Origin of the sequence: Rhodococcus sp. WS1 (assembly GCF_003797745.1) — a bacterium.
In the GTDB taxonomy this organism is placed as follows: Bacteria; Actinomycetota; Actinomycetes; order Mycobacteriales; family Mycobacteriaceae; genus Rhodococcus_F; species Rhodococcus_F erythropolis.
This window is the reverse complement of record NZ_RKLZ01000002.1, coordinates 2,338,586-2,358,301: the sequence shown is the minus strand read 5'-3', so window position 1 is coordinate 2,358,301 and position 19,716 is coordinate 2,338,586. Positions and strand designations below refer to the sequence as shown.

Below are 19,716 nucleotides of genomic sequence, written 5' to 3'. Positions count from 1 at the left end.
GTCAGTTACCCAGCAGGGCAGCCGAATTGGCGCGGCGGAGCTTTCCCGACGACGTCTTCGGAATACTGCCGGGGCCCAGAACCGCAACGGCGCGAGGTCGGACACCGACGTCGGCAACCACGGCGTGGACCACTTCGCGCTCGATGCGCTTGACCTCTTCCGGATCTTCGAAAGCGTTGGTCTCGACGGCGACCGCAAAGCTCTCACGCTTCTGGCCGGCATCGAGACGGATTGCGACGGCATTTCCCGGGCGCACACCGGCAACGCTTCCGGCCGCCCGTTCGATGTCTGTGGGGTACACGTTCCGGCCGCCCATGATGATGACGTCTTTGACTCGCCCGCACACCACGACCAGTCCTTCTTCGGTGAAGTACCCGACGTCACCGGTGTCGAGCCAACCGTCGGAGTCCTGCGCCGGCTTGTGACCTTCCACGGTGACGTAACCAGGGGTCACTGCCTTGCCGCGAACCTCGATGATTCCGACGCCGCGAGCCGGAAGTACCTGGCCGTCGCGGTCGACGATGCGTCCCTCGAGGTCAGGCACCATCTTTCCGAGTGTGGCGAGGGCACGAGCGTTGGGGCGATTGGACGGCACCGCCCGAGACATCGACTCGAGGAAGTCGGGATCGACGTAGTCGAGGACCTGACCTTGATCGGGATCCGGAATCGACACGGCGAGCGTGGTTTCCGCCATTCCGTACACGGGAGCGAGCGCGGTCGGGTTCAAACCGAAACGCGCACCCGCCTCGGCGAGTGCATCCATCGTGTCGGGATCCACCGGCTCGGCGCCGTTCCACATGTATCGGACGCTGGACAGGTCGACTGCCCCGTCTTCTGCCTGTGCGAGTCGACGAGCCAAGAGCGAGTACGCGAAGTTCGGTGCGGCGGTGACAGTTCCGCCGTACTTGCCCATGAGTTCCGCCCACAGCACCGGGGTGCGCAGGAAATCCATCGGCGTGATGCTGATGACCTCGGCGCCCACCTGCATCGGAACCGTCAGGAAGCCGACCATGCCCATGTCGTGGAAGAGCGGAAGCCAGCTCACCATCACGTCGTCCTCGATGGAGAACTTGATGCGGTTGATCATCGCGTACGCATTTGTGTAGAAGTTCTCGTGCGTGATCTGCACGGCCTTGGGCGAACCGGTGGAACCTGACGTCAACTGTTGGAGTGCGATATCCGATTCGGCCGTCTCCACGGGATCGATCGACGTTCCGCTACGAAGCTCGTCCACCGTCACGACGGTGATGCCACGCTCTTCGAGGAGCGGCTTGGCCGCGTCGAATGGTGCACCCAGAATGACGGCTTTTGCGGAGATCATGTCGATCACCGTCTCGGTGTCCTGAGCCCAGACGCCCAGATCCGTTCGGGGGGTCGGCTGATGCAGCATCGTCACCGACGCACCGCGCATCCACGTCGCCTGGCAGGCAGGCGCGATGTCGACGGGCTGTCCGGCGAGAATGCCGATCGCGACGCCGCGATCGATGCCGACCTCGGCCAGGCCACCGGCCATGCGCCGAGCTTCCTGGTGGATGTCGCCCCAGGTCTGACGGAAAGCGTTGTCGGGCTCTCCCGTCACCAGGCCGCGGTCGGTGACTGCGGCGGTCGCGTACATCTCTTCGGTGAACTTGCTCAACGCAACTCCTCGGTCAGTGTCACTCTTCGATTCAGTGCAACTCTTCGCAGGACACAAATGGCTGTGTGTTCGAACACACACATACATTGATAATCAGCGATCGTTCGCCGAGTGTTACGCCGCAGTGGCTACTGCCTCGTGGTCTGCGAGTATCCTTTCTCTGTTGTGCTGCCGCACTCTCCACCTGTCCGCGCACCGGCACGTCGCCGGCACCGACGCCCACTTCGAGAGGTTCTTCGTTGACTACCCCGTCCGACTCGACCGTCCCTTCCGACTCGACTGTCCAGTCCGACACCGAAGGCCCCGATTCAACCGAGAGCGGGTCGGTCGCGGTCACGACGACGACCAAGGGCTTGTCCGCCGAGGCGGAGCGTCGCCGCACCTTCGCCGTCATCTCGCATCCTGACGCCGGTAAGTCGACACTCACCGAAGCGCTGGCACTGCACGCGAAGAAGATCTCCGAGGCTGGTGCCGTCCACGGCAAGGCCGGCCGCAAGTCGACGGTCTCGGACTGGATGGAGATGGAGAAGGCCCGCGGCATTTCCGTCAGTTCCACCGCACTGCAGTTCAACTACCACTCGTCCGAGACCCCGGACGAGCAGATCAACGTCATCAACCTGGTCGACACCCCCGGTCACTCCGACTTCTCCGAGGACACGTACCGCGTCCTGACCGCCGTCGACGCAGCCGTCATGCTCATCGACGCTGCCAAGGGCCTCGAACCGCAGACGCTCAAGTTGTTCCAGGTGTGCCGTCACCGCGGCATTCCGGTCATCACGGTCATCAACAAGTGGGACCGTCCCGGCCAGACTCCTCTCGAACTGCTCGACGAGATCAGCGAACGCATCGGCCTCACGCCCACTCCCCTGTACTGGCCCGTCGGCATCGCCGGCGACTTCCGAGGACTGTTGCGGCGCGGCGAAGACGGTGAGGCTCGCGAGTACGTCCGCTTCACCCGTACCGCAGGCGGCGCGAAGATCGCCCCCGAAGAGGTCATGGACGCCGACGCGGCGCTCGCCAAGGAAGGCTCCGAGTGGGAGACCGCGGCCGAGGAGAGTGAACTGCTCTCCGCTACCGGCCAGGACCACGATCAGGAGATGTTCCTCGCCGGTCAGACGTCCCCGGTGATCTTCGCGTCCGCGATGCTCAACTTCGGTGTCCGCCAGATCCTCGACACTCTCGTCGAATTGGCGCCGCCGCCGCGGGGCCGCGAAGACCTCAGCGGCAAGCCGCGCGAGGTCACCGATCCGTTCAGCGCGGTCGTCTTCAAGGTGCAGGCCGGTATGGACACCGCGCACCGTGACCGTCTGGCGTTCATGCGCATCGTCTCCGGCGTGTTCGAGCGCGGCATGGTTGTCACACATGCTCAAACCGGCAAGCCCTTCACGACCAAGTACGCGCAGACGGTATTCGGCCGTGAACGTTCCACCGTCGAATCCGCGTTCCCCGGCGACGTCGTCGGCCTCGTCAACGCCACCGCACTCGCACCCGGCCACACGCTGTACACCGAGAAGAAGGTGGAGTTCCCGCCGATCCCGTCGTTCGCGCCGGAACACTTCTCGATCCTGCGCGCCGAAAGCGCCGGCAAGTACAAGCAGTTCCGCCGTGCAGTCGATCAACTCGATTCCGAGGGCGTCGTCCAGATTCTCCGCAACGACATCCGCGGCGACGCCTCCCCCGTCATGGCTGCTGTCGGCCCGATGCAGTTCGAGGTCGTCGCAGCGCGCATGAAGGCCGAGTTCAACGTCGAGGCCAAGATGGAACCACTCGGCTACGCATTGGCCCGCCGTACCGACGCCGCGTCCGAGGTCGAACTGAACCGTCAGCGCGGTGTGGAGGTCTTCACCCGATCCGACGGTGTCCTGCTCGCCCTTGTCAGTGACAAGTGGCGCCTGCAGTACATCCAGAAGGAACTCCCGGATCTGACGCTCGAACCCCTCGTCGCTGCTGCGGACTGATGAGCCTGATCGAGGCGCTGTTCGACGCTGAACTGCACATCGGCAGCGCCACGATTCTCTGGCGAGAGATCATCGGAAACGCGTTCGGAATAGGCTCCGCGATCGCGGGCGCGCGACGCTCGGTATGGGCGTGGCCTGTCGGTATAGCCGGAAATGCCTTGTTGTTCACGGTCTTCATGGGCGCACTTTTCCACACGCCGCAAGAGCTCAATCTCTACGGCCAGGCCGGCCGTCAGTTGTTGTTCATCACCGTCAGCGTCTACGGGTGGACCCAGTGGCGACGTGGGGCACGTGACTCCGGTCGCGCAGTCTTGCCCCACTGGGCGACAACTCGCGAGCGAGTCGCCATGATCGCCGTCATGGCAAGCGGCACAATCGCTTTCGCCTGGATCTTTGACCTTCTCGGCTCGTACGGAGCGTGGGCGGAGGCCTGGATCTTCACCGGCTCGATCCTCGCGACGTACGGGATGGCACGCGGCTGGACCGAGTTCTGGCTCATCTGGATCGGCGTCGACGCTGTCGGCGTTCCCCTTCTATTCCGGGCCGGGTACTACCCGTCGGCGATCCTCTATCTGGTCTATGCATTCTTCGTTCTGTGGGGCTTCGCGATGTGGCTGCGCATTCAACGCCGAACTCCACAAGGGATGTAACAGTAAACAGACTCCTGGTATGTTTGCGTCGATTAAGCAAACCAGCGGTCTGTTTACGGGCATCAGGAGCGAACAATGGAAGACAAGAATTCTCACGGAATAACGGGCCCCAACGGTTCCGGCAACGGATCGAGAGCCAGTAGTTCCGCGAGTAATGGTTCTGCGAGCAACCTTCCCACGGGTAACGGTTCTGCGAGCAACCTTTCCACGAGCAACGGTTCCAGCAGTGCCACCGCCACAGCGGATTTTCTGTCGACCGCACCCAAGCAATCGGATGCATTCACGTTTCCGCTTCCTACCCGAACCACGGCCGCACACAGCAGCGGAGAGGACCTTTCAGTGCCAGCTTCAACACGCGAATCATCGAGGACACTCGAGACTCGGAGTCGCACCGTCGTACGGCGCGACGCGATGGGTGTAGCCGCCGTTCGAGTGGCCGGTCGACTCACCCACACCGAACTCATCGCGAATCAGGCCTCACCCTCGAGCACGCATTCCTCCGATCCCACGATGGATCTGGACGAGTTGCTCACGATGCTCGGCAGCTACCTGTTGTCCTCGGGGTTCGAACATCCCGAAATCCACGCCAAGCTCGGTGGACAGTCGATCGTCGTCAACCTCGTATCGCCGGAGATCAGCGCCAGCTGAGCTCGACCCAGCTGTTCAGGGCCACAGCACTGCTCGTGTCCATGCTCGGTCCGAGCCGCGCCGGTACAACCATCGCTGATGCCGACGCCCGGAGTCTGCCTGCCAGAACTCGACAGACTCCGGCTCGAGGCACCACGCACGCCAGTCCTTCGACACGAACCCTGGGTCGTCACTGATTCTTGCTTCCGCAGCCGCCACCGAGGCGTCGTACGCCCCTAAGTCTTCGAGCACCTCGCTCTGCTTACTTGCGGTCGCCACCGCTCTCGCAGTGACGGAGCGTTCGACGAAGTCTCGGCTTCGAAGTGCGTCGTCGCCCTCGCGAACCAACCCGCGAATCCGGACCTGCTGGCCCGTCTCACGCCAGTAGAAGGCGAGCGATGCTCGCGGATTTTCTTTCAGCTCAATGCCTTTCGGCGAAGCAGCTGAACCAGAAAACCAGAACCCGCCCTCGGTCACGTCCTTGAGGATGAGGAAGCGGGAATCGGGCATACCGTCACTGTCGACGGTCGCGAGCGCACATACGTGTGGCTCGACGACGCCGAAGGCCACGGCCGCACGGAGCCAGTCGAGGAACAGCTCTCCCGGCTTTTCCGGAAAATGTTCAGGCGCGGGCGGCGGAGTTCCGGTCAGTGCGGGGATACCACGAATCCACGTCCGTACGTCAGGCAGCGAAAAATCTGCATCAACCATGAGCCGACTCTAATCGCGGGCGGCCTCAGGAGACGTTGCGAACTACCGAGTCGCCGAACGACGGTTGCTGCAGCAGTGCCCACTTGTTGGACGTCAATCGGAAACTCGGCATGTCGGCTAGTGCCACCACCGATTCCCAGGTCCGCTCGTAGCTCGTGTGGGAGATTCGCCATTCACCGTCGCTGCAGCGGGTGTATCTGTCGTGATAGAAGGCCGATCCGCGAAGAAGCATGCCGTCTTCGGGGATCACCACAGTGTCCGCGAGGCACCAGATCCCGGTTGCGGTGTCTCCGTCGACGTCGATCTCGGGTTGCCCGCACTGATGTTCAGTGATGACGTGCGATCCGAGGGTGTTCTCGAGGAAGGAGACAAACGAATCTCGGGAATCGAAACTGAGTTGTTCTCCGTAGATCGCGGTGGCGTCGACGGTCAGAGTGTCGGCAAATTCGACCCACGATTTGGTGTCCAAGGCGCGTGCGTATCGGTACTTGAGTCTTTGGATGAGAACAATCGCTTCGAGATCCATGATCCCCGCCTCCCGGTGCAGCAACCACCCGTCCTATGTGTGCACATTAGCCTGTATCACGCCGAAACGGGCATTACTCTCAAAGCTAGTAGAAATGTCAGCCGATAACACGCTTTTCCAGGCCGTCGAGCATGATCGTGATCTTCTCGTCCAACCAGCCTCGCCCGTGCCACGTCGATTCGTCGCCGATCCCCTCGACCAACGACTCCGACGCATTCCAACTCTCCTGATACGCCTGGCGCGCAGAACGCGAATCCGCAGAGCTCACGGTCTTGTCCATCGCCGCCATCATTGCGAACTGCGTCATGGTCACCTCGGAGATGAAGTCCACCGCCAGGACCGCGTCGTGTGGTGTGAAACCCTGCGCAGTCAACGAACCGACCAGTTTCTCCACGATCTCGATTATCGCCGGTGGCGTGCCCGGAACTGCGAGACCGACCTGGGCTAAACCTGGATAGCGCTCGAACGAGGACCACAGAACGTCGCACAAATCCTTCAGAAACTCACGCCACGGACGATCCGTGTCCGGCCATACAGTCTGACGCACAACGTGATCCGCGCAAGCCCGCAGCAGCGCTTCACGGTCCGCGAAGTAGCGATAAAGTGCAGAATGACTGACGCCCAGACGTTTTGCCACACTAGGCATGGTCAATTCACTCAGATCACCAGCCAGGGCGGCCTCGACGATGTCCACTGTCGACAACGTCGGCGGCCGCCCCGTCTTCTTTCCGGTTTGCATTCTGCTCAGCCTGCCACCTGCTCAGCCCGCTACCAACCGCCATCCCGACGCACGGTGGCGCTGGTTCCAGAACGCGGCGTAGTTCCCACCGGCTGCGAGCAGAACTTCGTGGGTTCCCACTTCGACGATCGAGCCGTCGTCACCGAGCACGATGATCTGGTCTGCGGCCACGACGGTAGACAGTTTGTGAGCGATCACCAGCAGTGTGCTTTCACTGGCGAGTTCCTGCATCGCACGCTGTACATGGGCCTCGTTCTCGGGATCGAGCGCGGCCGTCGCCTCGTCGAGCAGAACGATAGGTGCGCGTTTGAGGAGTGCGCGCGCGATGGAGACCCGCTGCCGCTCTCCACCGGACAGTGCCGTCCCACCCTCACCGACACGGGTGTCCCAACCCCGCGGAAGTCGCTCGACGATTTCCGCGACGCCCGCGATCCGAGCCACGTCGAAGACGTCCTCGTCCGTGGCTTCGGGGCGACCGAGGCGGATGTTCGCGATCAACGTGTCGTCGAAGAGGTACACGTCCTGGAAAACCAAGGACAGTTGCGACATCAGATCGGCACTCGTGAGGTCCCGCACATCGACGCCGCCGACACGCACCACCCCCGAGTCGACGTCGTAGAAGCGCGAGATCAGCCGGGTGACGGTGGTTTTGCCAGACCCTGACGGACCGACCAACGCCGTCAGCGACTTCCGCGGCACCTCGAAGGCGATGTCCCGCAGCACCTGCCCACCGTCCGCGTAGCCGAAGTCGACGGCGTCGAACTGCACGGCCGTCTCCCCCGTCGGCTGCCCGCTGGTATCGGGTTCTACCAGTGGTTCCACTTCGAGGATCTCGGACATCCGACGGATTTCGTTGCGTGCCATTCTGATTGCACCGCCGAACTCGCCGATCTCACCCAGCGGTTGGATGAACCGTGCGGTCAGGCCGAGTAGCGCGATCAACGTGACAGGTTCGACGTCGCCGCCGAGCGCGAGGAATGCACCCAGGATGATCACGGCAGAGAAGACGAATTGCAGGGCGATCCCGTTGACCACGGACCCGATCACCACGAACCACAGTTGTGAACGACCCGCAGTGTGTTGCGCTTCGATCGCGTCGTCGAGCGGTTCGTACACCCCGTGTGTGCGTCCGAAAGCACGCAGGACCGGTTGGCAACGAGCGTATTCGAGCACTCGATTGTTCGATTCGACGGCTGCGGCATGTGCCCGATCGTCGGCCTTGGCAGTCATCGTCGAGGCAAATCTGGCTGCCGCGAACAGAATCGGAACGCTGACCATCAGTGCCAGCCCGAGCCGCCAGTCGAAGAACAGCATGCACACGACAATGGTTGCCGGGCTGGCAATTCCGGAGATGATCGGTGTCATCAGGTGCGCAGCCGCCCCCATCACCGAGATGGTGCCCTTGCTGGCAACCTGCGATACCTGGCCGAGTCGGCCGGCGCCGAACCAGCCGAGCGGCAGAGTGACGAGATGATCTCCCAGGCGCAGATGCATAGTCCTCAGCAGCGTGAGGGCCGACTCGAATCCCTTCATCGCCTGCAGGTAATGCGCAATCGAACTGATCCCAGCGCACACGGCCATAGCTGCGAGCCACCGAAGGAAACTGCCCCAGTCCTGATCGAACAGTGCCTGCACCGCCGGGACCAGTAGCGCCACTGCCAAACCTTGCATCACGCCGTACAACACTGCCCACACCAAGAACTCGCGATAGCGGCCGTGATTCTGCGGGCCGAGTATCCGGAAGAGGTCGCGAATCATGAGTTGGCCTTTCCTGCTGCGTCAGACATACCAGCGATGCTGTCGGCCCGACTGTGACTCGCCCACATCCGGGCATAGGTTGAACCACTCGCCACAAGCTGATCGTGCGTGCCCTTCTCCACGATCCGTCCGGCGTCGAGGACCACGATCTGATCGGCGCTCACGATCGATGCCAACCGGTGCGCGATCACCAGCACGGTGCGGCCGACCGTCAAGCGCGACAACGCCTCCTGGATATCGGCTTCGGACTCCGGATCGGCGAAAGCGGTTGCTTCGTCGAGCACGAGAACAGGAGTGTCCGCGAGAATCGCACGCGCTATGGAGACTCTTTGGGCTTCACCACCCGAGAATCTGGCGTCGACCCCGACTACGGAGTCGTAGCCTCTCGGGAGCGCTTCGATTCGGGTGTCGATCTGCGCGGCTGCGGCAGCGGCCTTCACCTCGGCCGAAGTCGCCTGCGGTCGGGCAAGCCGAATGTTGTCGAGCACGGTCGCTTCGACCAGCTGCACGTCCTGCAGAACGAATCCAACGTGGCGGTACAGCTCGTCGGTCGCCACGTCCCTGACGTCGGCACCACCGATGGCCACGGATCCGGCACGCACGTCGTGGAACCTCGGAACCAGCGTTGCCAGCGTCGACTTACCCGAACCCGAAGGTCCGACCAACGCCGTCACCGTGCCCTCCGGCAGCGTCAGATCGATGTCGGTCAGAACGTCGGCGCCGTCGTCGTAGGCGAAAGAAACTCCGGAGAATCGAACTTCGTTCCCCACGGGACTTTTCGGATGATCGGTTTCCGGCAGCGCCTCGGTCGAGAACAGCGCAATCAGTCGCGCCGCAGCGGCGGCTGCCTCTCGGCGAGCCTGCATACCGAAACCGATGGTCGTCACCGACACCGGAATCACCATCGCGACAAGAGAACTAGTCAGCACATCGATGGGTGACACCCATCCGGAGTGGACGAACCACGAGCCGAGGCCAAGGTTGACCACCAGCACTACCGGTGCGCTCAATGCAATCGAGGCCAGCGCCTCGGTCCGGAGCATCGGGCGAACCCAGCCCTCGTACGAGAGTGCAAATGCCTTGGCGGCGTCGCGGTACCGGGAGTGTGTCTGCTTGTCCTGACCGAAGGTCTTGACCACTGCGATACCGGTGACGAACTCGACGATGGTGTTGCTGATGGCCGCGATGCCCTCATTCATCCGGCTCATCTTGACGGCCATGTCCTTGGTCATCGTCGCGTAGGCGATCATGTAGATCGGGAGCGTGGCAATCGCGACCAATCCCAGACGCCAGTCGATCGAGATCACGTAGCCGAGTCCGACGAGCGGCACTGCGATGGCTCCGGTGGTCTCGACGGCGCTGTGCGCAACCAGGTAATGGAGATCGGAGATGTCGTTCTGCGCGGCTTTGCGCACGGTTCCGGACGAGTGGGAGGTGAACCAGCCCAGGGGAAGTCGACCGAGAGTCACTGCGATTCGACGCCGCAGCACCGCCTGCAGATTCACATCGGCGAAGTGCGTCACGATCAACGCACCGCCTCCGAAGAACGCACGCATACCCAGACCGAAGACGACCACCCACACGATCGTCCAGACACGGGACGAGTCGACGTCACCGCCCACGATCAGCGTCTTACCCAGTTCGGCGATGGCCACGTACGGCACGATGGCGGCGACCGCGGCGATCACCTGCATCACCATCGCGATGGTGGTCCGCGTGCGCACTGGAGCAAGGAGTTCGCGAAGCGCGCTCTTGTGCTCCGCCGCTTCAGCTTTGGCTTGCGAGGCTTCGGCCGCCGCTCCTTGTGATACGTCGGCCTCTTCAGATGAAATGTCTGCTTTCGTGGCCTGTGTCGTCGTCATTTCGAGAACGCCTTCCATCGGGTAACTGCGTCGGCGTCGGATGCGATGCGTCCTTGGAGCTCCGCGCCGGTGAGTGTGCGATCGGCAAGTGCCTCGAGGTCTTCGAGGATCCAGTAGACCGCGAAGGGATAACTGCCGAACCAGAGTTCGCCGCTGACGTCTGCCGCGCGCCCGGCCTGCACCGCAGGGATCTCGTTGAACAACGGATTTGCGTGTACCAGTGCGCCGTCGTAGATGTTTCCCGAGGTCACGACCATCGCGTCCGCCGCGTGCTGCCCGACCTCCTCGCCCGACACCGAAGACGTGGCAACACCTGTGTTCGGTCCGATCTTCGCGTCGAGTTCGGCTTGTGGACGCCTGAAACCGGCTTCCTCGATGATCGAGGACATCGGCGACTGTGGGATGACGGTGTAGATGCCGCCGGAGAATCCCACCAGCACGGACAACGCCTGCGGTTGCGCCTCGACCGTTCCGGATACTTCGGCAAATTTGGTCTCGAGCCTCGACACGATTTCGCGAGCTTCGGACTCTCGACCCAGAGCAGTCGCCGCGGTATTCAGAACTTCGCGCCACGGCGCCGCATAGGCGAGCACCGTCGTCGGGGCAATCTCGTTGGCCTGAGCCGTGATCGACGTCAGCGACCCGACGTCACTGAGCAGGATTCTGTCAGGATCGACTGCTGCGATCTGTTCGACATCGGGTGACTCGAAGAACGTCGGTTTGTCGACGACCTCTATGCCCTCGCTCTGCAAGATCTCCTTCGCCGCCTGTGATTGCAGGGTGGCAAAGACCGTATCGGGCTTGACCCCGAGCGTGAGCGCGTTGAGTGCTGCGAACTCGTCCAGTGCGCCCCACTGCTGCCGCATCCTTCTCTCCCTGCTTTAGTTACACGCTGTCTCGATTAGGGGAGCCTACAATAACTCAAGCCGTTTGTGCAGCCCTCGTCACCGGAAGTGCAAACGCCGGCAGACACGCGACAACGCTGATGACTGCGCCCATCACGAACGCCGCCCCGAACGAATCACCGGAAATGCCGATCGCCAGGACTGCTGTGGTCACCGGCGCACCCACCGCCGATCCCACGGTCCTGATCACGCTGTTGACACCACTGGCCGCTGCCATCTCCGATGGCGGGACGATCGAAGCAACCAACAGAGCACAGACCGCGAACCCCACGCCGTTCCCCAACCCGACGAGGGAGAAGAACAGCACGATCGCAACCACCGAACTCGGCCAGATTGCAAGTCCGATCGCGCCCGTCGCCATGAGTGCCAGCGCTGTCACCGCCGGTACTCGCGGCCCGTATCGCCGCGCGAGAGCCGGCGTCAAACGCCCGCCGAGAAAGACGAGTACAGCGGCAGGCAAGAGCGCCAACCCGGTCTGCACGACAGTGAATCCGCTTCCGTACGTGGACGTGTCCGGCGCCTGGAGGATCCGCGGCAGGCAGAGGTAGAAGATGTACGGCACGAATCCGAACACCATAGTGAGTGCGCTGGTGATCATCATCGGCTTGTCCCGAAAGACTCGCATGTCGACAATCGGCGCGTCGTGGCGGGAATCGACGGCAATCAGTGTCGCGAACGAAACGAACGCGATCACAACCAGACCCCAGAATCCGAGCGACAGAACTCCCCAGTCGGAGGCTTTGGTGATCGCCAGGAGCAGGCTCACCAACCCGAACGCCAGTGCTCCGGCACCGGCCCAGTCCGTCGGCATACCCGGCCGGCGATGCGAACCCGGAACCACGGCCACCACCGCGACCAATGCGAGCACGATCAAGATCCCGGTGATCACGAACAACCACTGCCAACTGAGATACTCGAGAATGACACCGCCGATCACCAGTGCACTTCCGGCACCGATTCCCAAAGTCCCAGCGAGCCAACCTATCCCCGAAGACAACTCGGGGCCCACTACCGTTCTCCGCAGTACTGCCATCGCGAGCGGGAAGCTCGCCATACTCACTCCCTGGACGGCCCGAACGACGAGCAGCACCCCGATGTTCGGCGCTGCCGCGGCGGCGAATGTGGCGATGGCAAAGATGATCAGAACGATCACCAGAACTCGCTTGTCGCCGAACCGGTCACCCATTGCCCCGACGATCGGAGCCATCACCGCGGCCGCCAACAGATAGGACGTAAGAATCCACCCGGTCACCGCCACGGACGTGTCGAAATGCTCACCCAACACCGGCAACGCCGGTACCAGCATGGTCTGCATGAGCGAGTAGACGAGTACCGCTCCAGCCAGGGCTGCGATCACCCGGCTCCCGGATCGCGTGGGCGCCTCTGCCAAGGTCGTCATCGACACCTTCCTCCAATCATGAATCGAATCGGAACGGAACACTCCGTTCCGATTGAGTAAACCATGCATTGCTAGCCTGTGGGAATGGCGAAAGAGAATGCGAGCCTCCCCGGACGCGCCCGAGAAGCCGCAGACAACGACGTCACCGTGCTGCGAGCAGCGCGCGAGATTTTTGCCGAACAGGGTTGGAATGCACCGGTATCGGCGATTGCCGCACGGGCCGGAGTGGGCGTCGGCAGCATCTATCGCCGATACCGAGGCAAGGAGGAACTGGCGCAATCCCTGCGCGTCTGGGCGATCGATCACCTCGCCACCCTTGCCCGAGAGTGCGTGAGCACCGCGAAAACCGATGAAGCCGTATTGAAGACGTTCTTCTCGCGATATCTCACCGAATCGGTGGGACCGCTCATTCCGGTCCTCGGCGGCAGGTTGCCTGAACACGCCGAAGTCACTCGTGCCGCCGAAGAATTGGAGGCCGCCTTGCAATCGATGGTCGACGTCTGCGTCGACGCTCACGAAGTCCCGCCGGACTTCACTGCTGCAGACGTCATGCTCATGACCGTGCATCTGCGGCCGACTCTGCCGATCGAGGGCGATCGAGCCACCGAAATACACACGCGTTATCTCGATTTCATGCTCGACGGACTTCGCGACGGAACACCTCAACCATCGATCACTCCCCCGTCCTGGAGCGAATGGCTTCAGATGTGGCAGGGCACCTGACCCGAAGAACACCCGAACGGAACATCAGGTTAGGCTTACCTAGCTTAGTTCGCCATGTTCGGAAGGTTTTCATGAAACTCACCCGCCGGTTCGCCGGATTCGCCGCACTACCCGCCGTCGCCGCACTCCTGCTCACCGGTTGCGGAAGTAGCGACGCATCACCTTCTACCGAGACCAGGTCCGCCGACCAGTCCTGGAGTTACACAACGGGATACGGAAACACGATCACCCTCGATCACGCCCCGGAGCGGATCGTCGTCGACGCGTATTCCGCAGCGGCGCTGTGGAACTACGGTATTCGGCCGGTCGGCATCTTCGGTTACGGCGTCGGCAATCCCGACGTCACCGATCATGCCGACGAGTCGACCATGACGGTCGTCGGCCGTGAAGGCGAACTCAGCGCGGAAGCACTTGCGGCACTGGACCCCGACCTCGTCATCGGGTACGGCAACAGTGACGACCCGACACGCTGGACTTGGTGGGACGAGCCGATGGGCAACACCGTCAACAATGTTGCACCGTTTGTCGGTGTCAAGTTCTCCGGAGCCTCGACACCGGACGTGTTGAGCGAATACGCCTCACTCGCCGAAGCTCTCGGCGGGAACACCGACACAGCCGCAGCACGCGAGGGCAAGGAAGCATTCGAATCCGGTGCAGAGCGCATCCGAACTGCCGCGGCCAAGGTCGACGACATCGAAGTCCTCGCCCTGAACGGTGACAGCTCCGAGTTGTACGCAGGCACAACGGCGCTCGCCCAGTTCGGTTATCTGAAGGAACTCGGTGTGAAGTTCACCGGACCGGGAGGCGACAAAGGCTGGGCCGATCTCAGCTGGGAGCAGGTCCCGGATTACCCGGCGGACATCGTGTTCCAGTTCGCGAAGTCGGCAGAAGCATTCGCAGCATCACCCGTGTTCGTCAAGCTGCCCGCGGTGACCGCGAACCAGGTGATCGACTTCGACGACAAGCGTCCCAACACCTACGCCAATTACGGCGCCTGGTTCGAGCAGGTTGCACAACTACTCGACCAGGCCCGCAACGTCGCCTGAATTACTGCCCAGCAGTGATTCGCCCGGCCGCTTCCTCGAGAACGTCGAGGAAGATGGCCGCGGTGAGCGCAAATCCTTGGTTGTATCGCGCGTCGCTGGTCAACACGTTGCCCGCTTGAACTGCAGGCAACCGCTGCCATGTCGGCTGCGTCTTGATCGCGTCGAGCGCTTCCTTATCGCGAGCTTGGGCGATGATCACATCCGCCGGAGCCAAGGTGTCGAGTTGCTCGAACGACAACTCGAACGAGTTCTCTGCATTGTCGTCGTCACGGAAAAGCACGTCCAGGCCGGCATCGATCGCAACACTGATCCGCAGATTCCGCTGATGCACAAGGAATCCGGTCGGCGTCTGAACGCCGAACACGATCTTCTTTCCGCCCAGCTTCTCCTGCAACATGGGTCGCAGTCTCGCGAGCTTGTCGTCGTACTCCGCGATGGAAGCCTCGGCGATTGCCACACGGTCGAGTTGGCTCGCCTGCGCCATCAGCGCACCTCGCCAGTCAACCGGGTGTCCGGCGATCGGTTCGACGTCGTCGCCGACGACCAACAGTGGCGCGATGGAAGACAAGCGCTCGGTGCCGTACCAGTCACTCGTGTAGCCGATCGCAGTGATGACGATCAGATCAGGCTCGAGAGCGAGCAGAGCCTCGAAATTGGTGGAGAAGTCGCCGGCTACGTTGACGAAGCTCGCGTCCTCGATGGTGCGGCCGGGAAACTGGAATCCTGCCTTGGCATCGGGGAACCAGAAGTTCCCCGAACCGACGATCGGGTAATCCATCATCATCGCGAATTCGAGGTCGACGCGTCCGTCCAGCACCACAACACGCTTGGGGTCGCGCGGAACGTCGCCTCTGAACTCGCCCCACGTGTACGGGAGAGTGTCACTGGCCGAGTCCGACTCGGCATCCGAAGTTCCACACGCACTCAGCGCCAGTGCTGCAGCCACACCGGCTGCGCCACCGAAGAATCGGCGCCGTGAAATGCGGTCGACGATCTGAGCCCACTCCGAATCGGTGACCTGCGTATCCAGGACGAGTGTCATACCTTTGCTCCTTCGATGTTTCGCTGACGCTCGCGTCCCAGCGGAATGACAAGTGGTGTGTGGGAAACCGGATCGTCGATGATGCGGCACGCCATGCCGAACACCTCCTGCACCAGTTCTTCGGTGATGATCTCCGCGGGCGGGCCTTCGGCGACCACGGCGCCGTCCTTCATCGCGATGATGTGAGTTCCGTAGCGGCACGCGTGATTGAGATCGTGAAGCACAGCCACCAGCGTGTGCCCGTCGTTCTCGTTCAGATCGCGGCACAGCTCCAACAGTTCGATCTGGTGCGCGATGTCGAGGAACGTCGTCGGCTCGTCCAGCAGCACCAACGGAGTCTGCTGCGCGAGAACCATCGCGACCCAGACACGTTGGCGCTGACCACCGGACAGTTCGTCGACCGGCCTGGCAGAGAGATCCGTGACCTTGGTTGCCTCCATCGCCTTGATGACGGCGGCCTCGTCCTCTCGCGACCACTGACGGATCAGCTTCTGATGCGGATAACGTCCTCGCGCAACCAGATCGGCGACCTTGATACCGTCCGGGGCGATCGACGTCTGCGGCAGAAGCCCGAGCCGCCTCGCAACTTCCTTGGCCGGGTACGACGTGATCGCTTTGCCGTCGAGAAGGACCTTGCCGGTGGTCGGCTTGAGCAACCGGGACAACGCACGCAGAAGTGTCGACTTGCCGCAGGCGTTGGGACCGACGATGACGGTGAAGCCACCGTCGGGGATCTCGACGTCGAGGTGCTCCGAGATGACGCGCTTGTCGTACCCGATCGTGACGTCCTCGGCGCGAAGCCGATTCGTCTTCTCAGCCACGACGCCCGCCGCACTTGCCTCGTTCACGCTGTTCCTCGTTCCTTCACCGATCACTGCTTACGGGCCTCTCGCGCGAGAAGCCATACAAAATAGATGCCACCGATGGAGACCGTGACGACGCCGACCGGCAACTGTGTCGGTGCAAAAGCTCGCTGCGCCACCCAGTCGCTGACCATCAACAACGCGCCACCCATTGCTGCCGACGGCAGCAGGGTCACTCCGGCACTACCGGTCAATCGCCTCACCAATTGCGGAGCCGCCAGCGAGACGAATCCGATCGGTCCGGCCGCTGCTGTCACCATGGCCGTCAGAGCGACTCCGAGAACAACCAGGGAAAGCCGCGTGGGTTCGGCCCGGACGCCGAGCGCCTTGGCGGCGTCGTCGCCCATCTCGAGCATCTGCATCCGCCTGCCCAACACCAGGATCAGCGGAACGAGGATGGCCAGCACGACGACCACCGGCCACACCTGAGTCCAGCCGAGACCGTTCAACGAACCGGCACCCCACACTGCGGCGGCCATGGCGTCGTCAAGTTTCGCCTTGAGAATCATCCAGGTGTTGACCGAGCCCAACATCGCACTGATGGCGATACCGACGATGATCAACCGGAATCCCTGCACACCACGCTTGTACGCAAGGAGATAAACCACTGCTGCGGTCGCGATTCCGCCCACCAGAGCACCGACTGCGATCTCGTAGTAAGTACCACCGATGAGGAGGATGACCACAAGGGCGCCCGTGTACGCACCGGAGTTGAAGCCGATGATGTCTGGGCTACCCAACGGGTTCCTGGTGAGCGATTGGAAGATCGCACCGCTCATGCCGAGTGCCGCACCGAGCATCAGCGCCAACAGAACTCGGGGCAGACGCCATTCCACGACAACCATGTGGATACGCGCGGGAGCCTCGCCGAACAGTGCGCCGAGGACGTCCCCGATCGGCACCTGGTAGTCACCACTACCGAGGGCGATGACGCCGATCGCCAGTGCAAGCGCAACGAGGATGAGACAGACCGTGACCGTGCGGACGTCGATCCGCGCGGACCACCCTTCTTTGGGTGAGCGCACCACCGTGGTGGGGCGCCCGAAATCGATGCTCACAGACCGCTCACCTTGCTTCGACGCACCAGCATGATCAGCACCGGAGCTCCGATGAATGCCGTGACGATGCCGACCTGAAGTTCACCCGGGCGCAGCACGATTCGGCCGACTACGTCGGAGAAGAGAAGAAGAATCGGCGAGCACACCAATGTGTACGGGAGAATCCATCGCTGATCCGGTCCGACGAACCATCTCGCGACGTGCGGAACCATCAAACCGACAAATCCGATCGGCCCGGCCGCCGCTGTCGCTGCGCCACACAGCAAGGTCACCGCGATGACACCGAGGATACGAGTACGAGTGATGTTGGCACCGAGCGAACGTGCCAGATCGTCACCCAAGGCCACCGCGTTGAGTTGGCGCGCCAACGCGAGCGCCAGGAAGAGTCCGATGAGAATGAAGGGGGCAACGGCCAGAACGATTTCCAACGAACGTCCGCTGAGTGAGCCGGCATTCCACTGGCGCATCTGGTCGAAGGCCGTCGGGTTGAGCAAGGTGATGCCGGACGAGATGCCGCCGAGCACGGAGCCGATGGCAACACCGGCCAGTGTCAGCCGAATGGGCGTCGCACCACCTCGACCGATCGAGCCCAGCGTATAGACGATCGCCGTGGCTATCACCGCTCCGAGGAACGCGAACCAGATGTACGACCAGATGCTGGTCAGGCCGAAGACCGCGACGGCAACAACCATCGCAAAGCCTGCTCCGGCATTGACACCGAGAATTCCGGGGTCAGCCAAGGGATTTCGTGTCATCGCCTGGATGAGGCCACCGGCCACGCCGAGCGCCATGCCGACGATCAGACCGAGCAGAGTACGCGGCAGCCGCAGGTCACGGATGATCACGTGATCGTTCGAGTCGTCGTAGTTCACCAGCGCGTCGATCACGGTCCCGAACGGAATGGTCTTCGATCCCACCGCAATGCTCAGAAGGAGCACGGCGGCAAGCACCACCAGGCACACCAGAAGACCCGCCATACGACGAGAGTTGGTCGATACCAGGCCGTCCGGTTGCTTCTGCTTCTCTTGCAGCGACTCGTCGATCAGTTCTTCGGTGTGTTTGTCGACGGCTCTCTCGTCAGCCGCACTCTGGTCGACGGCACTCTTGTCTAATCCAACGGTCACAAGCCGGCGCTCTCTAGAGTCTTCTCGACCTCGTCGCGGATCTCTTCCTCGTCGCGGTCCGATTCCCAGGCCGCATCGAGTGCCGCGCGGACACTCTCGTCGAGGGCCTCGTACTTCGCGTTCCAGACCTCTGCCTTGTAGGTCCAGTAGCCGATGACCTTGTACTGCTCACCCGGCAACTTGAGTTCGTGGCGAAGGTACTTGCGGATGTCACGGAGCATCGTGCTCTCGCCTGCCACCCACACGTATCCGAGTTCGGTGGGCAGGTTCATCGCGCGAACCGCGTCCGGCAGCTTCGACGGTGCAACACCGTTGCCACTGCCGACCAGCCAGATGAACTCGACGTCGGCGTCCGAGGTGATCTGCTGCTTGTGCGACTCGTCCACCACCTCGACGATCGCCTTGGCCGACATACCGGCCGGCAACTGTTCGATCAGACGACCGAGTGCGGGGAGTCCGGTTGCGTCGGCGACGAACACCTGCCAGCGTGCGTCGGCCGGCGGCTCGTAGAGGCCACGAGACTCGCCGATCGCCAACTTGTCACCGATCTCGGCTTTCTGCGCCCAGTCGCTGGCGATTCCGCCCTCGTGAACGACGAAGTCGATTGTCATTCGGCTGGTTTCGGCATCGAACCGTCGCACGGTGTACGGCTGGCACGGGGATGGTTCCTCGCCCTCCGGGTACCGCCAACCGCGCGGTGCGTCCGGATCTTCCGCCGGTAGAACGAACTCGCCTGTAGCCGGGACCGGGAAGTGGAGGCGCAGGTATTCGTCACCGGTACCGGTGGTTTCGAAGGCGGTCAGCTCCTCCCCTCCGAACACGATACGAACCATTCCCGGGGTCACGTACTCCTTGTGAAGTACCTCGCCGAACACAAGACTCACAACAATCTCCAACATCGATGGAACATGAACCGGACCCGAACACGAGGATCAAATCCGACTTCCGGACATAGTTAACCCGCGCTAAGTAAGGTAGACCTTAATTTATTGCAGTGTTGTCGATGAGTCGATGCCTTCTCCGCTGCAACGGGGCCAACTACTATCGCAATTCGGCCAACGCAATACATATGGCCTGTTCACGACAAGT

At 62.3% G+C, this 19,716-nt stretch carries 19 protein-coding genes; 5 read left to right on the top strand and 14 right to left on the bottom strand.

What is annotated here, in order from left to right; translation table 11 throughout:
• Position 1 precedes the first annotated feature (1 nt).
• Positions 2–1,636, bottom strand: a complete 1,635-nt coding sequence (locus EEB12_RS23835; protein ID WP_031331014.1) for a fatty acyl-AMP ligase — start codon at positions 1,634–1,636, stop codon at positions 2–4.
• A 353-nt stretch (positions 1,637–1,989) separates the two neighbouring features.
• Here EEB12_RS23835 and EEB12_RS23830 point away from each other — a divergent pair, with 353 nt between their 5' ends.
• Entirely contained in the window at positions 1,990–3,594 is a 1,605-nt protein-coding gene (locus tag EEB12_RS23830; protein WP_135000451.1) for a peptide chain release factor 3, read from the top strand.
• Complete coding sequence (gene pnuC / locus EEB12_RS23825) at positions 3,594–4,244, top strand: nicotinamide riboside transporter PnuC (RefSeq protein WP_141488610.1); 651 nt, start codon at positions 3,594–3,596, stop codon at positions 4,242–4,244. The genes EEB12_RS23830 and pnuC overlap by 1 nt, the downstream gene beginning before the upstream one ends.
• 92 nt (positions 4,245–4,336) lie before the next feature.
• Here the strand turns inward: pnuC and EEB12_RS31075 are convergent, their stop codons facing one another.
• Positions 4,337–4,528, bottom strand: a complete 192-nt coding sequence (locus EEB12_RS31075) for a hypothetical protein (RefSeq protein WP_306294056.1) — start codon at positions 4,526–4,528, stop codon at positions 4,337–4,339.
• A gap of 55 nt (positions 4,529–4,583) precedes the next feature.
• On the opposite strand from EEB12_RS31075, the gene EEB12_RS31070 reads away from it, so the two are divergent.
• The gene (locus tag EEB12_RS31070; RefSeq protein WP_283301934.1) at positions 4,584–4,892 is read left to right on the top strand and encodes a hypothetical protein; all 309 of its coding nucleotides are present in this window, start codon (positions 4,584–4,586) and stop codon (positions 4,890–4,892) included.
• 15 nt (positions 4,893–4,907) lie between these two features.
• Here the strand turns inward: EEB12_RS31070 and EEB12_RS23815 are convergent, their stop codons facing one another.
• The 7 genes from EEB12_RS23815 to EEB12_RS23785 all read right to left on the bottom strand — a co-directional run bounded on the left by EEB12_RS23815 (position 4,908) and on the right by EEB12_RS23785 (position 12,771).
• On the bottom strand, positions 4,908–5,582 hold the full coding sequence (locus tag EEB12_RS23815) for a pyridoxal 5'-phosphate synthase (protein WP_046378961.1): 675 nt from the start codon (positions 5,580–5,582) through the stop codon (positions 4,908–4,910).
• A 25-nt stretch (positions 5,583–5,607) separates the two neighbouring features.
• Positions 5,608–6,108 (bottom strand): nuclear transport factor 2 family protein, encoded by a 501-nt coding sequence (locus tag EEB12_RS23810; RefSeq protein ID WP_020970307.1) that lies wholly within the window; start codon positions 6,106–6,108, stop codon positions 5,608–5,610.
• 97 nt (positions 6,109–6,205) lie between these two features.
• A complete protein-coding gene (locus tag EEB12_RS23805) occupies positions 6,206–6,847 on the bottom strand; it encodes a TetR/AcrR family transcriptional regulator (RefSeq protein WP_020908585.1) in 642 nt (213 codons plus the stop codon).
• Between the two features lie 21 nt (positions 6,848–6,868).
• Positions 6,869–8,605, bottom strand: a complete 1,737-nt coding sequence (locus tag EEB12_RS23800) for an ABC transporter ATP-binding protein (protein WP_141488609.1) — start codon at positions 8,603–8,605, stop codon at positions 6,869–6,871.
• On the bottom strand, positions 8,602–10,467 hold the full coding sequence (locus EEB12_RS23795; RefSeq protein ID WP_258537191.1) for an ABC transporter ATP-binding protein: 1,866 nt from the start codon (positions 10,465–10,467) through the stop codon (positions 8,602–8,604). Before EEB12_RS23795 ends, EEB12_RS23800 begins: the two co-directional genes overlap by 4 nt.
• Complete coding sequence (locus EEB12_RS23790) at positions 10,464–11,333, bottom strand: ABC transporter substrate-binding protein (protein WP_258537190.1); 870 nt, start codon at positions 11,331–11,333, stop codon at positions 10,464–10,466. The genes EEB12_RS23795 and EEB12_RS23790 overlap by 4 nt, the downstream gene beginning before the upstream one ends.
• 55 nt (positions 11,334–11,388) lie before the next feature.
• On the bottom strand, positions 11,389–12,771 hold the full coding sequence (locus EEB12_RS23785) for an MFS transporter (RefSeq protein ID WP_141488607.1): 1,383 nt from the start codon (positions 12,769–12,771) through the stop codon (positions 11,389–11,391).
• Positions 12,772–12,855: 84 nt separating this feature from the next.
• Between EEB12_RS23785 and EEB12_RS23780 the strand changes: the two genes are divergently transcribed.
• Positions 12,856–13,494, top strand: coding sequence for a TetR/AcrR family transcriptional regulator (locus EEB12_RS23780; RefSeq protein ID WP_141488606.1), 639 nt, complete (start codon positions 12,856–12,858; stop codon positions 13,492–13,494).
• Between the two features lie 71 nt (positions 13,495–13,565).
• The gene (locus tag EEB12_RS23775; protein ID WP_141488605.1) at positions 13,566–14,540 is read left to right on the top strand and encodes an ABC transporter substrate-binding protein; all 975 of its coding nucleotides are present in this window, start codon (positions 13,566–13,568) and stop codon (positions 14,538–14,540) included.
• Position 14,541: 1 nt separating this feature from the next.
• On the opposite strand, the gene EEB12_RS23770 is transcribed toward EEB12_RS23775, so the two are convergent.
• Genes EEB12_RS23770 through EEB12_RS23750 form a run of 5 tightly spaced genes read right to left on the bottom strand, consistent with a single transcriptional unit; the run spans position 14,542 to position 19,511 of the window.
• The gene (locus EEB12_RS23770) at positions 14,542–15,582 is read right to left on the bottom strand and encodes an ABC transporter substrate-binding protein (RefSeq protein ID WP_141488604.1); all 1,041 of its coding nucleotides are present in this window, start codon (positions 15,580–15,582) and stop codon (positions 14,542–14,544) included.
• Positions 15,579–16,430: an ABC transporter ATP-binding protein gene (locus tag EEB12_RS23765; RefSeq protein WP_044479581.1), complete on the bottom strand. Its 852-nt coding sequence runs from the start codon at positions 16,428–16,430 to the stop codon at positions 15,579–15,581. The genes EEB12_RS23770 and EEB12_RS23765 overlap by 4 nt, the downstream gene beginning before the upstream one ends.
• 23 nt (positions 16,431–16,453) lie before the next feature.
• Positions 16,454–17,503 carry an iron-enterobactin ABC transporter permease gene (fepG, locus tag EEB12_RS23760; RefSeq protein ID WP_019744683.1) on the bottom strand — a complete coding sequence of 350 codons (1,050 nt, stop codon included), beginning with the start codon at positions 17,501–17,503 and terminating at the stop codon, positions 16,454–16,456.
• Positions 17,500–18,627, bottom strand: a complete 1,128-nt coding sequence (locus EEB12_RS23755) for a Fe(3+)-siderophore ABC transporter permease (protein ID WP_020970315.1) — start codon at positions 18,625–18,627, stop codon at positions 17,500–17,502. Before EEB12_RS23755 ends, fepG begins: the two co-directional genes overlap by 4 nt.
• Positions 18,624–19,511: a siderophore-interacting protein gene (locus EEB12_RS23750; protein WP_020970316.1), complete on the bottom strand. Its 888-nt coding sequence runs from the start codon at positions 19,509–19,511 to the stop codon at positions 18,624–18,626. The genes EEB12_RS23755 and EEB12_RS23750 overlap by 4 nt, the downstream gene beginning before the upstream one ends.
• Positions 19,512–19,716: the final 205 nt, after the last annotated feature.